This is a genomic window from Kitasatospora sp. NPDC032121, from assembly GCF_055580145.1.
The window spans coordinates 1-21,768 of sequence record NZ_JBVILX010000005.1 but is presented as its reverse complement, the minus strand read 5'-3'; the positions used below and the strand labels follow the sequence as shown (position 1 = coordinate 21,768).

Here is a 21,768-nt window from a genome sequence, read left to right as displayed (position 1 = left end):
ACGACCCCCCCCCCCCCCCCCCCCCCCCCCCCCACCCCCCCCCCCCCCCCCCCCCCCCCCCCCCCTGTCCCCCCCCGACACCCCCGCCTCACGTCATCGTCGGTGACGACCTGTTCGACGGGCCGAGGGGCGTCAGCTGACGTTGACCCCGCTCCAGGCCGCCGCGACCGCGTTGTACTCGGTGCTGCCGGCGCCGTACAGGTCGCGGGCCGCGTTCAGGGAGGCGGCGCGGGCGCCCTTGTAGTTGGTGGTGGAGGTCATGTAGACGGTCAGCGCGCGGTACCAGATCTTGGCGACCTTGTCGCGGCCGATGCCGGTCACGGTGGAGCCGTTGCAGGTCGCGCTGTTGTAGGTGACGCCGTTGAGGGTCTTGCTGCCGCTGCCCTCGGCGGCCAGGTAGAACCAGTGGTTGCCGACGCCCGAGGAGTAGTGCACGTCGAGCTTGCCGACGCTGCTGCTCCAGCAGTCGGCGGAGCCGCCGTCCAGCGAGGGCTTGTCGAAGCGGCGCAGCCACGGCGGGGTGGACTGGTCGCTGAACAGGTAGTCGCCGGTGTCGACCGCGTTGTTGGCGTAGAACTCGACCATGGTGCCGAAGATGTCGCTGGTGGACTCGTTGAGGCCGCCGGACTCGCCGCTGTAGCGCAGGTTGGCGGTGGCGCTGGTGACGCCGTGGGTCATCTCGTGGCCCATGGTGTCGAGGTCCACCTGCTCCGGGTCGGTGCTGCCGTCGCCGTCGCCGGTCATCATGCAGAAGCAGGCGTCGGACCACTGGGCGTTGTCCCACTTGGTGCCGACGTGGACGAAGACGGTGGCGCCCTTGCCGTCGTTCTTGATGCCGTTGCGGCCGTGGACGTTCTTGTAGTAGTCGTACGTCCAGGCGGTGTTGGCGTGGGCGTCGACGGCGGCGGTGGAGCGGTCGGAGGAGAACTTCTTCCCGTCGCCCCAGACGTTGGTGGTGCTGTTGAACGCGGTGCCGGAGGAGGCCTTGAGCGAGCTCGCGGAGAGGTTGTTGGCGTCCTTGGTGACGTGGCCGCGGACCGGGTCGGTCAGGGTGTAGCCGCCGCCGGACTTGGCGGTGGTGTCGATGGTGACCGTGCCGGTGTACTCGGAGTTCCCGGTGCCGGCCGCCTGGTGCTCGGCGTCGTAGGACTCGATCTGCTCGCCGGTGGTGGCGTCGGTGACGACCACCTTGCCGGCCGGCTGGCCGTGCTCGCCGGTGCCCTCGACGGTGGTGCGCCAGGCCAGTCGGGGCGTGCCGTCGGCGGCCCAGACGACCAGCTCGGGGGTGCTGACGGCGTCCTTGACGCCCGGGGCGGCGGCCAGCGCGCCGGCCGCGCCGGACTGGGCGTTCACCTTCGGCACGGTCGACTTCACGGCGGCGTCGTGGGCGGCCGCCCGGGAGGAGTCCTTGAGCCGGCCCTTGGCGTCCTGGTGGACGACGAGGTCGCCGCCGACCACCGGCAGGCCCTGGAAGGTGCGGTCGAAGCGCACGTGCGAGGCGCCGTCGGCGTCCAGCACGACGTCCTTGAGCACGAGGTCCTGGCCGGAGCCGAAGCCGAACACCCCCGCGTTGTGGGCGACGTTGGCGCGGGCCTGGGATATCGCGGCCTCGCGCATGCCGGGGGCGGCGGACGCCGCGGCGGCGGGGACGGTGGCGCCGGCGAGGGCGGCGACGACCGCGACGGCAGCGGCCACGCGGGCACGGCGGGAGGAGGGCGTGGGGGTCACTCTGACTCCAGTGGGGGTAGCTGTGCAGGGAAAGGAGCTGCGTCAGAGATTGACGGGGTTCAGTCAGATTCAGCTAGAGGGAAGGTCATAACTTTGCCAAGTCGTGTCCTTGGTCGATAAAAAATGATCAGAAGTTAACAAGCGCTCTACAGTGCCGTCGTGACGATCGACTACCTGTGGCGCGGCCCGCTCGCCGACCCCGAACTCGACGCCCTGCACGCCGAGGGCTTCGGCCACCCGGTGCGACCCGGCGACTGGCTCGCCCGGCTGGAGCGGCACAGCCTCGGCTGGGTCACCGCCCGCCGTACCGCCGACGGCGCCCTGATCGGCTTCGTCAACCTCGCCTGGGACGGCGGCACCCACGCCTTCCTGCTCGACACCGTGGTCGCCCCGGGCGTCCGGCGGCGGGGCGTCGCCACCCGACTGGTCGCGGAGGCGGCCGACGGCGCCCGCGCGGCCGGCTGCGGCTGGCTGCACGTCGACTTCGAGCCGCACCTGCGCCCCCTCTACCTCGACGCCTGCGGCCTGCGCCCCACCGACGCGGGGCTGTTGGCGCTCTGACGCCCAACTCCCGCCGGGCGGCCGGGTCATGGCGCGTCCACCCCTCGGACGGCCGGGGCCGGCCCCGGCCGGCGGTTGTACTCTGCACGCGGACGGACGGCGCCGGCCCGGCACGCCGCCCCGCCCGCACCCCTGCCCGGCGCCGCGATCGGAGTCCCGTGAACTCATCCGCCCCCGACTTCGACGGGCCGCTGCTGCGCACCCGGGACGTGGACGTCGTGCGCGACGGCCGGCACCTGCTGCGCGGGATCACCCTGGAGATCCACCCGGGCGAGCACTGGGCGCTGCTCGGCCCCAACGGGGCGGGCAAGTCCACCCTGCTCGCGCTGCTCGGCGCGGTCTCCCACCCCACCCGCGGCGAGGTGGACGTGCTCGGCCGCCGGCTCGGCCGGGTGGACATCCGCGAGCTGCGCGCCCACCTCGGGCACGTCAACCCGCGCCACCCGCTGCGCTCGCCGCTGACCGTGCGCGAGGTGGTGCTCACCGGTCACACCAACACCATCGAGCCGGAGTTCCACCGCAAGCCCGCCCCGGAGGCGCTGGAACGGGCCGAACTGCTGATCGACACCCTCGGCATGCGGGCGATGGCCGACGCGGCGTGGACCACGCTGTCCCAGGGCGAGCGCGGCCGGGCCCTGATCGCCCGCGCGCTGATGCCCAGCCCCCGGCTGCTGCTGCTCGACGAACCCGCCACCGGACTCGACCTAACCGCCCGCGAGCTGCTGCTGGACAGCCTGGACCTGCTGCGCCACCAGCACCCGGAACTGGCCAGCGTGCTGGTCACCCACCACCTGGAGGAGCTGCCCGAGAGCACCACCCACGCCCTGCTGCTGCGCGGCGGCGAGTGCGTCGCGGCCGGACCGGTGGACGGGGTGATGACCACGGAGCTGATCAGCGAGACCTTCGGCCACCCGATCCGGATCAGCCGCCACGAGGGGCGCTGGACGGCCCGGGCCGCGGCCCGCCGGGCTCCGGAAAGGTAACGGTTCGGGGGGTGGGTGTAGACCGTAAACGGTCTTTACGTAAGGTATGCCTTAGCTAATGATGGTCTGCTGGTCCCCGGCCGGCCGTACCGCCTTGGCACACCCATGCCTCTTTCCGTTGGAGCCCGCATGTCCGCCCGTCGCCGTTCCACCGCAGCCGCGCTGCTCACCCTCGCCGTGGCAACCGCCACCCTGGCCGGTTGCGCGTCCAAGAAGGACGACAAGGCGGCCTCCTCCGACGCGGTCAAGGTGAACGCGACCGACACCGCCTGTGAGGTCTCCAAGACCAGCTTCCCGGCCGGCCACGTCGTGCTGGACATCAGCAACAAGGGCTCGAAGACCACCGAGGTCTACGTCTACGGCGCCGGCGACAAGATCGTCACCGAGCGCGAGAACATCGGCCCCGGCACCAAGGCCAGCATCAACGCCGAGATCAAGGCCGGCTCGTACGAGATCGCCTGCAAGCCCGGCATGGTCGGCGACGGCATCCGCCAGAAGATCACCGTCACCGGTGAGGGCGGCAGTGCCGCGTCGGCGGACCCGCGCCTGGCCGCCGCCGTCGACGCCTACCGGAAGTACGCCCAGGAGCAGGCCGACGCCACCATCCCGGCCGTCGAGGCCTTCGCCGCCGCGATCAAGGCGGACGACCTGGAGAAGGCCAAGTCGCTGTACGCGCCCTCGCGCACCGGCTGGGAGCGCACCGAGCCGGTCGCCGAGAGCTTCGGCGACGTCGACCCGAAGACCGACACCCGCGAGGACAAGCTGGAGCCGGGCCAGGCCTGGACCGGCTGGCACAAGCTGGAGAAGTCCCTCTGGGCCGACGCGAAGATCGGCGACGACGAGAAGAAGCTCGCCGACCAGCTGGTCGCCGACCTCAAGGACTGGCAGAAGAAGATCCCCGAGGCCGAGATCACCGCGACCAGCATGGCCAACGGCGCCAAGGAGCTGCTGGACGAGGTGGCGACCAACAAGATCACCGGCGAGGAGGAGCGCTACAGCCACACCGACCTGGCCGACTTCCAGGCCAACGTCGAGGGCGCGCAGAAGGCCTACGAGCTGCTGAAGCCGGTCGCCGCCGAGAAGGACCCGGAGCTGGCCAAGACGCTGGACTCCGAGTTCACCGAGATCAACGCCCTGCTCGCCAAGTCCAAGCAGGCCGACGGCACCTTCACCTCCTACGACAAGGTCACCGAGGCCGAGCGCAAGACCTTCTCCGACGCGGTCAACTCGCTGGGCGAGCCGCTGTCGAAGCTGGCCGCCGCCGTGGTCGTCAAGTAACCGGCCAGCCACACCCCGTACCACCCCGCCGACGCCGTGGCGGCCCGCGATCCGGGCCCACGGCCTCGGCGGGCCAGCACAGAAGTCCCCAGCACAGAAGAAGGGCCCGCCCGCCGATGGACGCGGAGAACGAGCAGCAGAACGGGACGCCGGCCGCCGCCGACGCCACCGCGACCAAGGGCGCGGTCAGCCGCCGCGCCGTCATCGGCTGGGCCGGCGCGGGCGTCGCGCTCGGCGCAGCCGCCGTCGGCTCGGTCGCCGCGGCGACCCGCCAGGACGACGCCGTCCCGGTCGCCGCCCAGGTCGGCGCCGAGGTGCCGTTCTACGGCGAGCACCAGGCGGGCATCTCCACCCCGGTCCAGGACCGGCTGCACTTCGCCGCCTTCGACGTCTCCGAGAAGGCCACCAGGGAGTCCCTGGTCAAGCTGCTCAAGGAGTGGACCAAGGCGGCCGCCGCGATGACCGGCGGCCGCGAGGTCGGCGCCGGCGCGGTGCCCGGTTCGCCGGAGGCGCCGCCGGACGACACCGGCGAGGCCCTCGGCCTGCCGGCCTCCCGGCTCACCCTGACCATCGGCTTCGGCCCGAGCCTGTTCGAGAAGGACGGCGTGGACCGCTTCGGCCTCCGGGCCAAGCGCCCCGAGGCCCTGATCGACCTGCCCAACTTCAAGGGCGACAAGCTCGACCCGACCCGCAGCGGCGGCGACCTCTGCGTCCAGGCCTGCGCCGACGACCCGCAGGTCGCCGTCCACGCGATCCGCAACCTGGCCCGGATCGGCATGGGCACCGTCAACATCCGCTGGTCGCAGCTCGGTTTCGGCAAGACCTCCTCGACCACCCCGGACGAGCAGACCCCGCGCAACCTGATGGGCTTCAAGGACGGCACCCACAACATCGCGGGCACCGACACCGCGAAGCTCGCCGACCACGTCTGGGCCGCGCCCGGCGACGGCCCGGAGTGGATGACCGGCGGCTCCTACCTGGTCGCCCGGCGGATCCGGATGCACATCGAGACCTGGGACCGCGCCTCGCTCCAGGACCAGGAGGACACCTTCGGCCGCACCAAGGGCGAGGGCGCCCCGTACGGCAAGGGCAAGGAGCACGACGCCCCGGACCTGGCGGCGATGCCCGCGACCTCGCACGTCGCCCTCGCCCACCCGGACGCCAACAGCGGTCTGATGATCCTGCGCCGCGGTTTCTCCTTCACGGACGGCACCGACGGCCTCGGCCGCCTGGACGCGGGGCTGTTCTTCCTCGCCTACCAGCGCGACACCCGCAAGGCCTTCGTCCCGCTCCAGCAGAAGCTCGCGGCGAGCGACAAGCTCAACGAGTACATCCAGCACGTCGGCTCCGCCCACTTCGCCTGCCCGGCGGGCGTGCGCAAGCCGGGGGAGTGGTGGGGTCAGGCCCTGTTCGGCTGACACCTCCCGCTTCCCCCGGTCCCACCTCTACACCCCCCAGGAGCCCGCGTGTTCGGCAACTACCTGATCGGCCTGCGCGAAGGCCTCGAAGCCAGCCTGGTCGTCTGCATCCTGATCGCCTACCTGGTCAAGACCGGCCGCAAGGACAAGCTGGCGCCGGTGTGGATCGGCGTCGGCTCGGCCGTGGCGCTCTCCATGGCCTTCGGCGCCGTGCTGCAGTTCGGCTCCTCGCAGCTCACCTTCGAGGCCCAGGAGGCGCTCGGCGGCACGCTGTCGGTCATCTCGGTCGGCCTGGTGACCTGGATGGTGTTCTGGATGCGGCGCACCGCCCGGCACCTGAAGACCGAGCTGCACGGCAAGCTGGACGCGGCGATCGCGATGGGCACCACCGCCCTGGTGGTCACCTCCTTCCTGGCCGTCGGCCGCGAGGGCCTGGAGACGTCGCTGTTCATCTGGACGGCCGTCCAGGCCACCGGTGACGGCTGGAACCCGCTGCTCGGCGCCGCGCTCGGCCTGCTCACCTCGATGGTGCTCGGCTGGCTGTTCTACCGCGGCGCGCTGAAGATCAACCTGGCCAAGTTCTTCACCTGGACCGGCGCGATGCTGGTCGTGGTCGCGGCCGGCGTCCTCGCCTACGGCGTGCACGACCTGCAGGAGGCCGGCTGGCTGCCCGGTCTGCAGAGCGTGGCCTTCGACATCTCCAGCACCATCCCCAAGGACAGCTGGTACGGCACCCTGCTGAAGGGCGTCTTCAACTTCCAGCCGGACCCGACGGTGCTCCAGCTGGTGGTCTGGCTGCTCTACCTGCTGCCGACGCTGGCCGTGTTCTTCAACATCTTCGGCGGCGACAAGGCCAAGCCCGCCCAGCGGGTGACCGCCAAGCCGGCCGCCTGATCCGGCCGCCTGATCCAGCCGTTCGACCCCCGGGTCGACACCCGTACCGCCCCGCCCGGCACCCGCCGGGCGGGGCGGTTTCGCATGACCGCGGCCGGTTCTCGCCATGAGCGGCCGAAATCAGTCAGGAAGCGGAAGAAAACGGTCAGCTCTGACAAGCTGCAGTCCCAGTGGAACCGTTCTGCCACGGCCTTCGTACTTAGGGTGACAGCACCATGCCATTACTCACCCTTGGGGGGACCATGACCGTTCGCAGGCCTGCCAGGTTAGTCGCCGTCGGTGTCGCCGCCCTCGCGGCGACCGTCGTGCTGACCGCGTGCGACGACGTGAAGTACACCGACGACAAGCCGGGAGACCCGAAGGCGAGCGCCGCCGGGGCCACCGTCCCCGGCGACCCGATGGCCGGTCAGGCGGCCGGCTCGCGGTGCAAGAGCGACGAGATCACCGCCACCGTGCAGCTCAAGGGCGCGGGCTCGGCCATGCTGACGATCAAGAACAAGAGCGACCACAACTGCACCCTGTACGGTTACCCGGGCTTCGGCGGGCTGAAGGCCGACAACAGCCCGGACGCGCTGGCGGCCAACCGCGAAGCTCACCCCGGGCCGGCGGTGCTGGTCACCCTGAAGCCCAACAAGTCCGGCTACGCGGGCCTCAAGTGGAGCGCCTGCGACAAGTCGGACGCGAGCTGCCACGTGCTCACCGGGCTCCAGGTCACCGCGCCGGACGAGACCACGCCGGTCACCGCCGAGGTGCTCGGCACCGACGGCAAGCCGGCCGGCCAGCTGCTGGTCTCGGCCGCCGGGCTGACCACCGGCACCTTGCAGCCGAACAACGAGAAGGTCCTGTTCAACTGACGTTCCGCGGCTGACGACACGACGGAGCCCCCGGGGCGGTTCGATCGGAACCGCCCCGGGGGCTCCCGGCTTCGTACTCCCGGACCGCTACCGGCGGACCGCTACTGGCTCTTGATCGAGTCCAGGATGTCCAGCTTCGCCGCCCGGTGGGCCGGCCAGAGCGCGGCCAGCAGGCCGATCACGGCGGCCGCGAGCAGGAAGCCGACGGTCTGCACCGGCGGCACCACGGTGGTGATGCCCTTGATGTTGTCCGCCAGCGTCCGCACGCCCGCCCAGGCCACCAGGATGCCGAGGCCGACACCCACCAGCCCGCCGAACAGCGCGATCAGCACCGACTCCAGCCGGACCATCCGGCGGATGCCGAGCCGGTTCAGGCCGACCGCCCGCAGCATGCCGATCTCCCGGCGGCGCTCGAACACCGACATCGCCATGGTGTTGACCACGCCGAGCACCGCGATGACCACGGACATGCCGAGCAGCCCGTACATGATGTTCAGGATGTCGGTGACCATCTGGCGGCTCTCCGCCTTGATCTCCTTCTGGCCCTTGACCGCGATCAGGGGGTTTCCGCCGGTCGCGTCGCGCAGTGCCTGCTTCAGCGTCTCGGTCGGGCCGTCGACGCCCTTGACCAGGACCTTGTCCAGGCCGGAGCCGGGCAGCGCGTGCGGGCCGACCACGGCCTCCGGGGCGACGATGCCGGCCATCGCGGAGTTGGCCTCCAGGATGCCGCCGACGGTCAGCGAGCCCTTGGCGCCGTCCGGGTAGGTGACGGCGAGGGTGTCGCCGACCTTGTAGCCGGCGTGCTCGGCACGGCCCGAACTCACCAGCAGCTTGCCCTGCTTGAGGGCGTCCGCGGAGCCCTCCTTGACCTTGACGGTGGCCAGCTGGTCGATGGTCGCGGCGTCCACCGCGGTCACCCACTCACTGTCCTCCTGCCCCTGCCCGATGGTGAGCGGGACGGTGCGCTGGGCGCTCATCGCGCTGACGCCGGGGGCCTTGGCGATCTGGGCGGCGACCTCGGGGGAGAGCGTCGAGAAGTTCTGCATCGCGACCGTGTAGTCGGACTTGATGTCGGTCGCGGTGGCCTTGTCCACGGCCTGGTTCACCGAGGCGCCGATCACGGTCAGCGAGGTGATCAGGGTGACGCCGATGGTCAGCGCGGCGGCGGTGGCGGCGGTGCGGCGCGGGTTGCGGACGGCGTTCTCCTGGGCCAGCTTGCCCGGCGCGCCGTACACGGCGCGCAGCAGCGGGGCGAGCAGCGCGATCAGCGGCCGGGACAGCAGCGGGGTCAGCACGAACACACCGATCAGCAGCGCGCCGGCGCCGAGGCCGACCAGCTTGACCTCCTTGCCGCCCACACCGGCCGCCAGCGAGGCGACGCCGGCCAGGGAGAACAGCAGACCGATGGTGTTGCGGACCCGCAGGCCCTTCTGGGTGGCGGGCTGCTCGACCGAGCTCATCGCCGCGACCGGAGCGATCCGGGAGGCGCGGCGGGCGGGCAGCCAGGCGGCCACGACCGTCACCAGCACGCCGGTCACGATCGCGGTGATCACCGTGCTCGGCGCGACGATCAGCGGGCCGTCCGGCAGGTTGGCGTCCATCGGGCCGTTGAGCAGCGCCTTGAGCCCGACGGCGATCCCGATGCCGGCCAGCAGGCCGGTCACCGAGGCGGTCAGGCCGACCAGCAGCGCCTCGATCAGCACCGAGCGGGTGATCTGGCGGCGGGTGGCGCCGACGGCGCGCAGCAGGGCCAGCTCCTTGGTGCGCTGGGCGACCAGCATGGAGAAGGTGTTGGCGATGATGAAGATCCCGACGAACAGCGCGATGCCCGCGAAGCCCAGCAGGAAGGTGTTCAGGAACCGGGTGGCCTGTTTGATCATCCGGTCCTGCTCGGCGGCGAGTTCGCGGCCGGTCTTGGTCTCGATCATGCCGTCCTGCGGGACGACCTGCTTGACGGCGGCGAGCAGCGCGGCGTCGTCGGTTCCCGGCTTCGACTTGACGTCCAGCTGGGCGAAGCGGCCCGGGGTCAGGTAGAGCCGCTGGGCGGTGGCGGTGTCGAAGGCGGCCAGCGAGCCGCCGGCCATCACGCGCGGGTCGTTGGTGTGCACGGTGCCGGTGAGCTTGAGCTCCATCACCGGGCCGTTGACCGCCACCCGGACGGTGTCGCCGACCTTGTAGCCGCCCTTCTCGGCCGTCCTGGCGTCCATCGCGATCTCGGTGGCGTCCTTCGGGCCGCGGCCCTCGACCAGCGGGTAGCGCGGGTCCTTGCCGTCGGTGCCCGGCACGTAGTTGGTGCCGGTGGTGGAGAAGCCGTTGCCGATCAGCGCGCCCTTCTTGTCGGCGATGCCGGCGAAGCCGCTGACCACGCCGCGGACCTCGGCGGCGCCGGGCAGTGCGGCGACCTTCGTCCGGGTCTCCTCGGTGAGGGTCGGGCCGGTGGAGGCCTGGTCATGGCCTCCGTAGGCGCGGCCGGCGGCCTCGCTGTCGCTGACCGTGACGGCGATGTCGGTGTAGCTCTTGGAGTTCTGGGTCCTGAGCGCGTTGCCGACGGTGTCGGAGAAGACCAGCGTGCCGGCCACGAAGGCGGTGCCGAGCATGACGGCCAGTACCGTCATCAGCAGTCGGCCCTTGTGGGCGAGCACATTGCGCAGTGCGGTGCGGAACATGAGGGGTTGTCAGTCCTGGGGTACTCGGGGACGGGTGCTTGCCGGGCTGCCGGTGTGTCAGCTGGTGCGGCCCTTGGCGTCGAAGCGGCGCATGCGGTCCAGGACGGTGTCGGCGGTGGGGTGGTGGAGCTCGTCGACGATGCGGCCGTCGGCCAGGAAGACGACGCGGTCGGCGTAGGAGGCGGCGACCGGGTCGTGGGTGACCATGACGACGGTCTGGCCGAGCTCGCGCACGGAGCTGCGCAGGAAGGAGAGGATCTCGGCGCCGGAGCGGGAGTCGAGGTTGCCGGTGGGCTCGTCGGCGAAGATGATGTCGGGCTTGCCGGCGAGGGCGCGGGCGCAGGCGACGCGCTGCTGCTGGCCGCCGGAGAGCTGGGAGGGCCGGTGGCTGAGGCGGCCGGAGAGGCCGACGGTGTCGACGACGCGGTCGAGCCAGGCCTTGTCGACCTTGCGGCCGGCGATGTCCATCGGGAGGGTGATGTTCTCCAGGGCGGTCAGCGTGGGGAGCAGGTTGAAGGCCTGGAAGATGAAGCCGATGTGGTCCCGGCGCAGCTGGGTGAGCTGCTTGTCCTTGAGGCCGACGAGTTCGGTGTCGCCGATGGTGGAGGAGCCGGAGGTGACGGTGTCCAGGCCGGCCATGCAGTGCATGAGGGTGGACTTGCCGGAGCCGGAGGGGCCCATGATCGCGGTGAACTCGCCCTGGGGGAAGACGACGCTGACGTTGTCGAGGGCGACGACGCGGGTCTCCCCCTCCCCGTAGACCTTGTTCAGGCTGGTGGCTCGGGCGGCCGCCCGGCCGGTGTGGACGGCGGTTGCGGGGAACGTCACGGGGACTCACTCCTGGAACGGGTTAACGGAATGTTTAACTCCGTAACATCATCCCAAGCTGTTCGAACGCGATGTGTCATGCCGCGCGGTGGTCGGCCCCCGCCGACCCGGCGGGGTGGCGGGGGCCCTTGTCCTCCTCAGGTATGACCCGGACCCTGAGGACCAAGGGCCCTCAGGGTCCGCTCCGGCGCGGCCGCCTACTCGACCGCCACCCCGAAGGCCGCCGCCAGCCCGGCCAGGCCGTTCGTCACCGCCCGCCCGGACGGGCTGAACTCCCAGCCGCCGGCGCCCCGGCGGAACGCCCCGAGCAGCATCGCGCTGTCCGGCACCCCGCCGGTCGGCCCCGCCCAGGCGTCCGGACCGCCCGCGCCCGGCCCGTACGCGGCGGCGAGGGCCAGCCCGTGCACGTAGCCGAGCGGCAGCGCGGGATGCTCCTCCTCCTCGGTGGACACGGCGACCACCACCTCCTCGACGGCCGCCGGCAGCCGGTGCAGGTCCAGCGCCAGCCGGGCCGCCCGGGTCGGCTCGCCCGGCACCGAGTGGGTCGGATGCAGGCGGACGGCGCCGTCCGGGTCCTGCGGGCTGTTGAAGAACACGAAGTGCTCGTCGCTCAGCACCCGGCCCCCGGCGCACAGGAAGGCGGTGACGTCCAGCTCCACCGCGTCCCCGCCGGCCGTCCGGCTCTGCCAGCTCACCGTGAGGGCGGTCTCGCCGGCCTCCGCGGGCTTGTCGCCCGCGGCGGTGGCGGTGGCGTCGGCTGTGGCGGCGCCGCCACCGAGCCGGCCGCGCAGGCCCTGCTCGGCGAGCAGCACCACCAGCTCCGGGCCGCTCACCAGGGTCAGCGGCTTGCCCTCGATGTAGCTGTACGAGCCGCGGCCGAAGCCCGCGGTGGTGACCAGGATGCCCTTGTTCGCGCCGTGGTGGCGGACGGTGGACTCCAGGTCGCGCACCGCCGTCGGCGGGACGGTCTTCTTGTAGCGCTTGGCCTGGATCACGATCTTGCCGCCGGTCACCGGGTCCAGGTCCTCGGCCACCACGTCCACCCCGACGTCGCCGCTGCGGGCCGTGGTCATCACCTTGAAGCCGCGCAGCCGGAACAGCTCGGCGATCAGGTCCTCGAACTCCAGCGGGTCCATCTCGAACAGGTCCGGCTCGTCCTCGCCGCCGTGCCCCGCCAGGCTCCCGCCGACCGACTCCGGCCGGCGGTCCGGCCGCACCTCGTCCAGCCGCTCCGGGCGCGCCGACAGTCGGCCGCCCAGGCCCTGGAAGCACTCCACCGGGGCCACCCGGTCCAGCGCCAGGCCCGCGAAGCCGGCCCGGGTGGCGGTCAGGGTGGAGAGGAAGCGCTCCGCCTCCCGACCGGTGGCCGGGTCGATGCCGAGGACGAAACCGTTCACCACCACCGAGTCCAGCAGGCCGTCCCGGTCCGCCCGGAACAGCTCCGCCGCCACCCGCAGCGCCGACTGCGCCAGCACCTCCCGGTACAGCGCCTTGCGCTCCGTCGCCGGGCGGGCCACCTCGGCCTCGCGGTCGTCCGACTTCACGTACCGCACCCGGCCGGCGGCCGGCACCACGTCCGGCCCGGGCAGCTCCCAGTCCACCACCAGCTGGCGGCCCCCGGCGTCGAACGCCGCCACCAGCCGGTGCGGGAAGCCCTCCGGCCAGGCCGCCGAGGCGTACAGGCCGGCCGTGAAGTACTCCTGCACCGCCTCCGGCTCACCCGCCCGCAGCCGGCGCAGCAACTCCTCGGTCCGGGCGGCCAGTTCCTCCTGCTGCCGGCGGGACTGCTCGACCCAGGCCAGGTACTCCCGGTGGTACGCGGCCAGCCGGTGCTGCCGGTCGGTCTCCCGGGCCTGCGCGGCGTACCAGTCCTGCTCGAACCTGATCCGGGCCTGGGCCAGGTACTGCTCGTACTGCTGCCGAACACCACGGTTGCGGGCCTGGACCGGGTCCGGCGGCGGCACGAAGTAGCGGGGCGAGGACTGGTCCGGCATCGGCACAGGATCGCCCAGCGGCCCCGGGTCGAAGGCCGGCACCGCCCGCGGCGCCAGCAGGGCCTGCGGGCCGAACGCCGGCGCGGCCAGGCCGGCGGCCAGCAGCCCCCTCAACTCCTCGACCCGAGCGTCCAGTTCGACCGTCCGCCGGGCCGCCTCCGCCTCCCGCGACTGCTGGTAGGCGCGTTGCGCCTCGCGCTCGTCGCGGGCCGCCGCCCGCTGCGTCTCACGCTGCTCCCGCTCCCGGCGGCGCTGCTCCGCCGCCTCGGCGCGCCACCGGGCCTCGTCCCGGCGCTGCTGCTGTCGCTGCGCCTCCGCCCAGATCGCCAGCACCCCGCTGCTCCGCCGCCCCGACACCGTCCGTCCACCCCATTCGCCTCGCGCCCGGTCCGGCCGCTGCGGCGCCGCCTCCCGGCCACGCCGCCGACCGCGCCCGCAACAATAGAGCGTGAACGCCCCGCCGGGCCAAGCGCCCTTGACCAGCGGGCCTTTCCGGCGGGCGGGAGTGCGCGCGGGCCGTGGACCGGACGCTCCCGGTGGAGTCCCGCCGTGTCGGTGGCACCGGGTAGTCTCGACGGTCACCGACGGCAAGGAGCAACGTGACGATCCCCTCGCAGCACCCGGAGCACCGGGCCCGCCCCGCAGGCTGGGTCTCCACCGGCCTGAGCTGGCGGGACGGCCGTGCCGTGCTCGGGGCCGCGTGCGGCGGCCGGGTGCACGAGCGCGCCGTGGCGCCCGGGGCGGAGGTGGGCTGGCTGCTGGGCGGCCCGCGCCGCTGCGTCGGGGCCTGGCTGGCGGGGGCGACGGAGCGCACGCCCTGCCCGCACCACGCACTGATCGATCCGGACGGCGGCGCCACGCAGTGCCCGGCCTGCCAGAGCGTGGACCGCGGCCTCGCCCTCGCCAGGGACCAGATCCTCGACGACGGCCGCACCTACCTGCTCTACCTCGCCTGGTTCGGCGAGGGCCTGCTCAAGGTCGGCCTGACCGCCGAGCAGCGCGGCGACAGCCGACTGCTCGAACAGGGCGCCCTGGCCTACGCGTTCACCGCCCGTGGCGCCCTGCCGTCGATCCGGCGCGCCGAACTCACCGTCGCCGCCTCGGGCCTGGCCCGCGAACGGTTCAAGTCCCGGCTCAAGACCGAGCACTGGTGGTCGCACGGCGACGCCCCGCACCGCCGCACGGTGCTCACCGAGGCCCGCGCCCAGGCGCACCGGCTGCTGGACGGCCACGCCCTGGAGCTGCTCGCCGACCGCCCGGTGGTCGACCACGTCGAGCGCTACGGCCTGGCCGGCGGCGCCCCGGAGGCGTACCGGGAGATCGCCGCCCTGGCCGACGGCGCCGTCGTCGCGGGCCGGCTGCGGCCGCCGGTGGGCCGGCACCTCTTCCTCGACCAGGCGGACGGCTCCGGCCCGCTGCTGCTGGACACCCGGCTGCTCACCGGCTGGACGCTCAGCCCCGTCACTGGCCGCGGCTCCGCCGGCCTGACCCTCCACGAGCGCCTGCGCCCACCGGAGCCGGACACCCAGGAGGCGCTCTTCTGAGGCCTCCGCCACCCCCGCGAGGGCGGCCCGTCCGGCGCCCGGGGCCGCCGGGCGCCGGACGGGCGGTCAGCCGCTGATCAGGGCGAGGAGCTGGTTCGCCAGGCCCAGGGCCGGCGCGGCGGCCTCGCCGAGGCGCTGGGCCACGCCGGCCAGCAGCAGGAGGGTGTTGCGCCGGTGGCCCGGCTCCTCGGCGGCGGGGCTGTTCAGCACCGGCAGGGCCTCGGCGAGGCTCTGCCGGTCCGCCTCGTGGAGCCGGCCGTCGCGGGCCAGCTCGGTGACGGCGTCGGCGAGCCGGGAGAACAGCGCCGCGACCGCCGGCGGCAGCGCCTGGTCGCCGACCGGCCCGTTGTTGTGCTGGATGCCGACGACGTTGGTCCCGCCGTGGATGTTGACCTGGTCCCCGTGGACGTGCGAGCCGTTGCCGTTGTCGCTCACTTGCTGACTCCCGTGATGCCGTGGCCGCCGTAGATGTTGACGTGGTCGCCGGACTGGTAGTGCCGCCGGTCGATGTTGACGGTGTTGACGAACTGCTGGAACTCGATCTGCGGGTTCTCGATCGCCTGCGTGATGGTGGCCTGCAGCTGCTGCGCGGGCCCGGGCGACTCCCAGGCCAGCAGCGCGGTCGGCGTCCCCGCCGTGTCGACGGACAGCGCGTACAGGCGCGGCTGGACCAGCCGGGGCAGGGTGACGGTGAAGAAGTACACCACCACGATGATCACCGCCACCACCACGAACGGGCCCGCGTCGAAGCCGCTGGACCCGCCGTACGAGCGGTTGTTGTTGTCCAGGGAGGCGAGCAGGCTGACGATCAGCGTGGCCACGGTCATGATCCCGATCACCCGCAGGAGCCGCATGACCGCGCCCGCCTTCTCCGGCACCAGGACGGTGGTGGTGACCCGGGCGATCATCGCGAGCGGGTACGCCGCGGCGCCGACCCAGAGGATGCGCCTGGTCACGGCCACCCGGGTGACGGACTTCGAGGTGGAGACCGGCGGCGGTACGGTGGGCGCGGCCGGCGGCGGAGGTGGCGACGGCGGCAGTGGGCCGAGTGGGGTGGAGCCGGTCTGGCCGACTTGGCTCGGATCGGGTGGATCGGTCGGCTGCATGGACGCTTCCCCCAAGGCTCGTCATGTGCGGACGACCATTAACCAGCACGCCCGGTGGCGGCACAAGTCATTTGTCACAAGCGGTACATGACGGACCGTCGGCGAATGCTCCCGGCCTGCCGGAAGCCGTCGGTCAGCCCAGCTTGCCGCGCACCACGCCGGGGCCGGACCGGGCGCGGCGGGACAGCGGCGGCCGGGACGGGCGGACGTCGAAGCGGGCCGGCTGCTCGGCCGGTTCGGCGGCCCGCCCGGCCAGGGCGGCCCGTGCGGCCGCCAGCGCGACCCGCGCGAGCAGCGGGTCCTCCCGGACGCCGGCCGCGCGCTTGGCGCTCTGGCAGTCGGCGCACCAGACCGGCGAGGCCGGCCCGTCCGGGTACACCATCTCCTCGGGCGGCAGGTAGTGCCCACCGCACTCGACGCACTCGAAGATGAACCTCATCCGACGATCACCGTCCCGGATCCGTGGCACCGACCGCAGGGCGACCAGAAGGTGTGGACGCTGGGCACCATGCTTCCTTCCTCGTCCAGTTCGACCGTTGCCTCGGTCTTCTGGGTCCCCCCGGACCCGCCGCAACCGGAACAGGACTGAACCTCGGGCATATGCCGTCCTTCCTTGGCGGAGGACTACCGTAGCGCGATTCCCCGCCGGGAAGCACGGTCCGAACGGCCCGCCACCCGTACGGGTAACGACGGGCCCGGCGGGACGGGCCGCGGGGGCAGGCGCCGGCCCCCCGCGACGAGCACCGAACGCGAGGGGCCGACCGTACTGGGGGGAGCCGTCAGCCGCGGGCGGCCCGCAGGAACTCCCGGTTCATCGCCGCGATGCTGGGCAGCGGGATGCCCTTGGGGCAGGCGGTGGCGCACTCACCGGTATTGGTGCAGCCGCCGAAGCCCTCGGCGTCCATGGCCGAGACCATGTTCCGCACCCGGGCGGCCCGCTCCGGGGCGCCCTGCGGCAGCACGTTGAGGTGCACCACCTTGGCGGAGGTGAAGAGCATCGCCGAGCCGTTCGGGCAGGCCGCCACGCAGGCGCCGCAGCCGATGCACTCGGCGTGCTCGAAGGCCGTGTCGGCGACCTCCTTGGGGACGGGCGTGGCGTGCGCCTCGGGCGCGCTGCCGGTGGGGGCGGTGATGTACCCGCCGGAGCCGATGATCCGGTCGAAGGCCGAGCGGTCCACCACCAGGTCCTTGACCACCGGGAAGGCCGCCGCCCGCCAGGGCTCGACGTCGATGGTGTCGCCGTCCTGGAAGTGCCGCATGTGCAGCTGGCAGGTGGTGGTGCGCTCGGGGCCGTGCGCCTGGCCGTTGATGACCATGCCGCAGGCGCCGCAGATGCCCTCGCGGCAGTCGTGGTCGAAGGCGACGGGCTGGTCGCCGCGGGTGATCAGCTCCTCGTTGAGGGTGTCCAGCATCTCCAGGAAGGACATGTCCGGGCTGATCCCGCTGACCTGGTAGGTGGTCATCGAGCCGGGTGCGTCCGGGCCCGCCTGGCGCCAGATGCGCAGGGTGAGGTTCATGCGTAGCTCCGCTGGGTGGGGTGGACGTGCTCGAACTCGAGGTCCTCGCGGTGGAGGACGGGTGGCTCGCCGGTGCCGGTGAACTCCCAGGCGGCGGCGTAGGAGAACTCCTCGTCACGGCGGGCGGCCTCGCCGTCGGGGGTCTGGCTCTCGGTGCGGAAGTGGCCGCCGCAGGACTCGGCGCGGTGCAGCGCGTCCAGGCACATCAGCTCGGCCAGCTCGAAGTAGTCGACCAGCCGGTTGGCCTTCTCCAGCGACTGGTTGAGCTCCTGCCCGGTGCCGGGCACCTTGATCCGGCGCCAGAACTCCTCGCGCAGCCGCGGGATCCGCTCCAGCGCCCGGCGCAGCCCGGCCTCGTCGCGGGCCATCCCGCACTCGTCCCAGAGCAGTTCGCCGAGTTCGCGGTGGAAGGAGTCCGGGGTGCGGTCGCCGTCCACCGCGAGGATCAGGTTGAGCCGGTCCTCGACCTCGGCCTCCACCTCGGCGAGCACCGGGTGGTCGGCGGGCACGGCCGGCAGCGGGTGGCGGGCCAGGTAGTCGTTGATGGTGGGCGGCAGTACGAAGTAGCCGTCGGCCAGGCCCTGCATCAGGGCGCTGGCCCCGAGCCGGTTGGCCCCGTGGTCGGAGAAGTTGGCCTCCCCGATGGCGAACAGGCCCGGCACGGTGGTCTGCAGGTCGTAGTCGACCCAGAGGCCGCCCATCGTGTAGTGGATCGCCGGATAGATCCGCATCGGCACCCGGTACGGGTCCTCGGCGGTGATCCGCTGGTACATCTCGAAGAGGTTGCCGTACCTGGCCTCGACGGCCTCCCGGCCCATCCGGCGGATCGCGTCGGCGAAGTCCAGGTAGACGCCCTGGCCGCCGGGGCCCACGCCGCGGCCCTCGTCGCAGACGTTCTTGGCGGCCCGGGAGGCGATGTCGCGCGGCACCAGGTTGCCGAAGGAGGGGTAGATCCGCTCCAGGTAGTAGTCCCGCTCCTCCTCCGGGATCTGCCCGGGCGGCCGGTTGTCGCCCTTCGCCTTGGGCACCCAGATCCGGCCGTCGTTGCGCAGCGACTCGCTCATCAGGGTCAGCTTGGACTGGTGGTCGCCCGAGCGCGGGATGCAGGTCGGGTGGATCTGGGTGAAGCACGGGTTGGCGAAGTACGCGCCGCGCCGGTGCGCCCGCCAGATCGCGGTGGCGTTGGAGTTCTTGGCGTTGGTGGAGAGGTAGAAGACGTTGCCGTAGCCGCCGCTGGCGAGCACCACGGCGTCCGCGGTGTGGGAGCGGATCTCGCCGGTGACGAGGTCGCGGGCGACGATGCCGCGGGCCCGGCCGTCGACCACCAGGAGGTCGAGCATCTCGGTGCGCGGGTGCAGCTCCACGTTTCCGGCGGCGATCTGCCGGGAGAGCGCCTGGTAGGCGCCGAGCAGCAGCTGCTGGCCGGTCTGGCCGCGGGCGTAGAAGGTGCGGGAGACCTGGACGCCGCCGAAGGAGCGGGTGTCCAGCAGGCCGCCGTACTCGCGGGCGAAGGGCACGCCCTGGGCCACGCACTGGTCGATGATCTCCACCGACACCTGGGCCAGCCGGTGCACGTTGGACTCGCGGGCGCGGAAGTCGCCGCCCTTGACGGTGTCGTAGAACAGCCGGCGGATCGAGTCGCCGTCGTTGCGGTAGTTCTTGGCCGCGTTGATGCCGCCCTGGGCGGCGATCGAGTGGGCCCGCCTGGGGGAGTCCTGGAAGCAGAACTGGACGACGTGGTAGCCCTGTTCGGCCAGGGTGGCGCCGGCCGCGCCGCCGGCCAGGCCGGTGCCGACCACGATCACGGTGTGCTTGCGCCGGTTGGCCGGGTTGACCAGCTTGGCGTCGAACCGCCGCTGGTCCCAGCGCTGTTCGATCGGCCCGGCGGGGGCCTTGGTGTCGGCGACCGGCTCGCCGAGGGTGTAGTCCAGGTAGCTCACGTCACCACTGCTCACTTCACGACTCCGGTCATCACGGCCACGGGAACGGACAGGAAGCCGGCCGTCAGCACCAGCGCCAGGCCGTTCGCGATCAGCTTGAGCGCCCGGTCGCGGCGGGCGTTGTTGGCACCGAGGGTCTGCGCGGCGCTCCAGAACCCGTGCCGGATGTGCAGGCCGACGGCCAGCATCGCGACGACGTAGAACACGTCCACGTACCAGCGGCCGAAGGAGGCCACGATGTTCTGGTACGGGTGGCCGTGCTCGGCGGCCGGGTTCACGGTCAGCGTGGTGAGGTCGAGGACGTGCCAGACGATGAACAGCGCCAGGATCACCCCGCCCCAGCGCATGGTCCTCGTGGCGTAGCTCGCCCGGCGGCGCTGGTGCACGTACTTGCTCGGGCGGGCCGCGAGGTCGCGGCGGCTGAGCTGGTACGCGGAGACGCCGTGCAGCACCACGGCGGCGAGCAGGCCCGCCCGGGCCAGCCACAGGAACCACTCGTGGCCGAGGAAGGGCTGCCCGATGGTGCGCAGCCAGGCCGCGTAGCCGTTGATGTCGTCCGGGCCGAAGAACACCTTGAGGTTCCCCAGCATGTGCGCGACCAGGTACAGCAGCATCGCCAGGCCGGTGACGGCCATGATCGCCTTCTTGCCGACGGTCGACCGCCACAGGGTCGCCAGGGTGGACGGATGCCGGGCCGTCCGAGTCGCGGTTGTCATGGCTGCAACGGTAGGGACGGCACTTCGGTGCGTCCAAGACATGATGCGGCTCGTGACGATAGGCAGGGGCTATCGACGCGGTCTATCCTGGCCTTGTGCAGCTCCAGCAACTCCGCTACTTCCTGGCCGTCGCCGAGACCCGGCACTTCACCCGGGCCGCCGAGGCGGCGCATGTCGCCCAGCCTTCACTCTCGCAACAGATCCGTTCCCTGGAGCGGGAGTTGGGGGCTGAGCTGTTCCACCGCACCCGGGGCAACATCGCGCTGACGGACGCCGGGGACGCCCTGCTGCCGCTGGCCAGGCGCATCCTCGCGGACACCGAGAGCGCGCGGCTGGCCGTGCAGGAGACGGTGCAGCTGCGCCGGGGCCGGGTCCGGCTGGGCGCGCCGCCGAGCCTGTGCACCAGTCTGGTGCCGGACGTGCTGAGGCTCTTCCGGGACCGCCACCCGGGGGTGACGCTGGTGGTGCGCGAGGGCGGTTCGCGGGACCTGGTCGGCTGGCTGGCGGCGGGGGAGCTGGACCTCGCGCTGATCATCACCCGGCCGAGCGGGGAGCAGGAGCCCGCACTGGCGGTCACCGAACTGCTGCACGAGGAGCTGGTGCTGGTAGCGGCCGAGCGGCGGGCCCGCGGGAAGGTCCGGGTGACGGAGCTGAGGGGCCGGCCGCTGGTGATGTTCCGGGAGGGCTACGACGTCCGCGAGGCGACCCTGGCGGCCTGCCGGGCGGCGGGGTTCGAGCCGGAGTTCGCGGTGGAGGGCGGCGAGATGGACGCGGTGCTGGGCTTCGTCCGGGCCGGGATCGGGCCCGCCGTCGTCCCGGGAATGGTGGCCGCCCGCTCGGGCCTCGCGGTGACGGCGTTCGCCGGGCCGGGCCTGGGCCGCACCATCGCCGTGGCGCACGGCCACGAGGTGCCGCTGACCCGCGCGGCCGAGGCGCTGCGGGAGACCTTCCTGGCGCATCTGCGGGACGCCGCCAGGGACGGCGAACTGCCGCCGGGCACACGGCTGTTGCTGTGACGGAGGCCCGGGGTGCGGGCCTCCGTCAGGGGCGGCCTCAGGCCGGCAGCACGGCCTCGATCGCGGCGGTCAGCTCCGCCGACTCCGGCTCCACGGGCGGGCGCAGCCGCGCCACCACGGTGCCGTCCGGGGAGACCAGGAACTTCTCGAAGTTCCAGGAGACGTCCCCGGCCTGGCCGTCGGCGTCGGCGACCGCGGTCAGCTCGGCGTAGAGCGGGTGCCGCTCCTCCCCGTTGACGTCGATCTTCTCGAACAGCGGGAAGGTCACGCCGTAGGTGGTGGAGCAGAAGGCCTGGATCTCCTCGGCGCTGCCCGGCTCCTGCCCGGCGAACTGGTTGCACGGGAAGCCCAGCACGGTGAACCCGCGCCCGGCGTAGCGCTTCTGGAGGTTCTCCAGACCGGTGTACTGCGGCGTCAGGCCGCACTGGGAGGCGACGTTGACGATCAGCAGCGCCTTGCCCTTGTGGTCGGCCAGCGAGGTGGCCGCGCCGTCGAGGGTGCGCAGCGGGATGTCGTACAGGCTCACGGGGGTGGTCCTTTCGGAGGGTCGTCGGGCCGGGCCTCTTCCGGGGCCACGGTAGCGGCCCGCGACCTGATCAACCGCGGTCGGCGTGCCGGTGTTCCGGGCGTGGGGGGGGGGGGGGGGGGGGGGGGGGGGGGGGGGGGGGGGGGGGGGGGGGGGGGGGGGGGGGGGGGGGGGGGGGTGGGGGGGGGGGGGGGGGGGG

General features: G+C 72.7%; 19 protein-coding genes. 8 read left to right on the top strand and 11 right to left on the bottom strand.

Translation table 11 applies throughout. The features are described 5' to 3' along the window. Window positions 1–132: 132 nt before the first annotated feature. Entirely contained in the window at window positions 133–1,728 is a 1,596-nt protein-coding gene (locus tag ACZ5OX_RS16240) for a M4 family metallopeptidase (RefSeq protein ID WP_465630418.1), read from the bottom strand. 159 nt (window positions 1,729–1,887) lie between these two features. Here ACZ5OX_RS16240 and ACZ5OX_RS16235 point away from each other — a divergent pair, with 159 nt between their 5' ends. The 6 genes from ACZ5OX_RS16235 (at window position 1,888) to ACZ5OX_RS16210 (ending at window position 7,716) form a co-directional block, all read left to right on the top strand. Beyond that, entirely contained in the window at window positions 1,888–2,289 is a 402-nt protein-coding gene (locus tag ACZ5OX_RS16235) for a GNAT family N-acetyltransferase (protein ID WP_465630417.1), read from the top strand. A 158-nt stretch (window positions 2,290–2,447) separates the two neighbouring features. After that, window positions 2,448–3,272 (top strand): ABC transporter ATP-binding protein, encoded by an 825-nt coding sequence (locus ACZ5OX_RS16230; RefSeq protein WP_465630416.1) that lies wholly within the window; start codon window positions 2,448–2,450, stop codon window positions 3,270–3,272. Between the two features lie 129 nt (window positions 3,273–3,401). Continuing rightward, window positions 3,402–4,550 carry an iron uptake system protein EfeO gene (efeO, locus tag ACZ5OX_RS16225; protein ID WP_465630415.1) on the top strand — a complete coding sequence of 383 codons (1,149 nt, stop codon included), beginning with the start codon at window positions 3,402–3,404 and terminating at the stop codon, window positions 4,548–4,550. 116 nt (window positions 4,551–4,666) lie between these two features. Beyond that, window positions 4,667–5,968 (top strand): iron uptake transporter deferrochelatase/peroxidase subunit, encoded by a 1,302-nt coding sequence (efeB, locus tag ACZ5OX_RS16220; protein ID WP_465630414.1) that lies wholly within the window; start codon window positions 4,667–4,669, stop codon window positions 5,966–5,968. 48 nt (window positions 5,969–6,016) lie between these two features. Further along, complete coding sequence (gene efeU / locus ACZ5OX_RS16215; RefSeq protein WP_465630413.1) at window positions 6,017–6,862, top strand: iron uptake transporter permease EfeU; 846 nt, start codon at window positions 6,017–6,019, stop codon at window positions 6,860–6,862. A gap of 242 nt (window positions 6,863–7,104) precedes the next feature. Further along, window positions 7,105–7,716 (top strand): DUF4232 domain-containing protein, encoded by a 612-nt coding sequence (locus ACZ5OX_RS16210; RefSeq protein WP_465630412.1) that lies wholly within the window; start codon window positions 7,105–7,107, stop codon window positions 7,714–7,716. Between the two features lie 101 nt (window positions 7,717–7,817). Here the strand turns inward: ACZ5OX_RS16210 and ACZ5OX_RS16205 are convergent, their stop codons facing one another. From ACZ5OX_RS16205 to ACZ5OX_RS16195, 3 genes are all read right to left on the bottom strand, one after another. Next, a complete protein-coding gene (locus tag ACZ5OX_RS16205; RefSeq protein WP_465630411.1) occupies window positions 7,818–10,382 on the bottom strand; it encodes an ABC transporter permease in 2,565 nt (854 codons plus the stop codon). Window positions 10,383–10,439: 57 nt separating this feature from the next. Next, the gene (locus ACZ5OX_RS16200; protein WP_465630410.1) at window positions 10,440–11,210 is read right to left on the bottom strand and encodes an ABC transporter ATP-binding protein; all 771 of its coding nucleotides are present in this window, start codon (window positions 11,208–11,210) and stop codon (window positions 10,440–10,442) included. 197 nt (window positions 11,211–11,407) lie between these two features. Continuing rightward, window positions 11,408–13,537 carry a restriction endonuclease gene (locus ACZ5OX_RS16195; protein WP_465630409.1) on the bottom strand — a complete coding sequence of 710 codons (2,130 nt, stop codon included), beginning with the start codon at window positions 13,535–13,537 and terminating at the stop codon, window positions 11,408–11,410. Window positions 13,538–13,803: 266 nt separating this feature from the next. Here ACZ5OX_RS16195 and ACZ5OX_RS16190 point away from each other — a divergent pair, with 266 nt between their 5' ends. Beyond that, complete coding sequence (locus ACZ5OX_RS16190; RefSeq protein WP_465630408.1) at window positions 13,804–14,748, top strand: DUF2797 domain-containing protein; 945 nt, start codon at window positions 13,804–13,806, stop codon at window positions 14,746–14,748. 66 nt (window positions 14,749–14,814) lie between these two features. On the opposite strand, the gene ACZ5OX_RS16185 is transcribed toward ACZ5OX_RS16190, so the two are convergent. From ACZ5OX_RS16185 to ACZ5OX_RS16160, 6 genes are all read right to left on the bottom strand, one after another. Further along, window positions 14,815–15,183 carry a hypothetical protein gene (locus ACZ5OX_RS16185; protein ID WP_465630407.1) on the bottom strand — a complete coding sequence of 123 codons (369 nt, stop codon included), beginning with the start codon at window positions 15,181–15,183 and terminating at the stop codon, window positions 14,815–14,817. Further along, window positions 15,180–15,704, bottom strand: a complete 525-nt coding sequence (locus ACZ5OX_RS16180) for a DUF6232 family protein (RefSeq protein ID WP_465630406.1) — start codon at window positions 15,702–15,704, stop codon at window positions 15,180–15,182. Before ACZ5OX_RS16180 ends, ACZ5OX_RS16185 begins: the two co-directional genes overlap by 4 nt. Before the next feature lie 283 nt (window positions 15,705–15,987). After that, window positions 15,988–16,293 carry a hypothetical protein gene (locus ACZ5OX_RS16175; protein ID WP_449790107.1) on the bottom strand — a complete coding sequence of 102 codons (306 nt, stop codon included), beginning with the start codon at window positions 16,291–16,293 and terminating at the stop codon, window positions 15,988–15,990. 340 nt (window positions 16,294–16,633) lie between these two features. Further along, complete coding sequence (locus ACZ5OX_RS16170) at window positions 16,634–17,371, bottom strand: succinate dehydrogenase/fumarate reductase iron-sulfur subunit (RefSeq protein ID WP_392871609.1); 738 nt, start codon at window positions 17,369–17,371, stop codon at window positions 16,634–16,636. Further along, window positions 17,368–19,311, bottom strand: coding sequence for a fumarate reductase/succinate dehydrogenase flavoprotein subunit (locus ACZ5OX_RS16165; protein ID WP_465630871.1), 1,944 nt, complete (start codon window positions 19,309–19,311; stop codon window positions 17,368–17,370). Before ACZ5OX_RS16165 ends, ACZ5OX_RS16170 begins: the two co-directional genes overlap by 4 nt. An 11-nt stretch (window positions 19,312–19,322) precedes the next feature. Continuing rightward, on the bottom strand, window positions 19,323–20,027 hold the full coding sequence (locus tag ACZ5OX_RS16160; RefSeq protein WP_465630405.1) for a succinate dehydrogenase cytochrome b subunit: 705 nt from the start codon (window positions 20,025–20,027) through the stop codon (window positions 19,323–19,325). A 95-nt stretch (window positions 20,028–20,122) separates the two neighbouring features. Here ACZ5OX_RS16160 and ACZ5OX_RS16155 point away from each other — a divergent pair, with 95 nt between their 5' ends. Next, window positions 20,123–21,043, top strand: coding sequence for a LysR family transcriptional regulator (locus tag ACZ5OX_RS16155; RefSeq protein ID WP_465630404.1), 921 nt, complete (start codon window positions 20,123–20,125; stop codon window positions 21,041–21,043). 37 nt (window positions 21,044–21,080) lie between these two features. On the opposite strand, the gene ACZ5OX_RS16150 is transcribed toward ACZ5OX_RS16155, so the two are convergent. Further along, complete coding sequence (locus ACZ5OX_RS16150; protein ID WP_465630403.1) at window positions 21,081–21,569, bottom strand: glutathione peroxidase; 489 nt, start codon at window positions 21,567–21,569, stop codon at window positions 21,081–21,083. Window positions 21,570–21,768 lie beyond the last annotated feature (199 nt).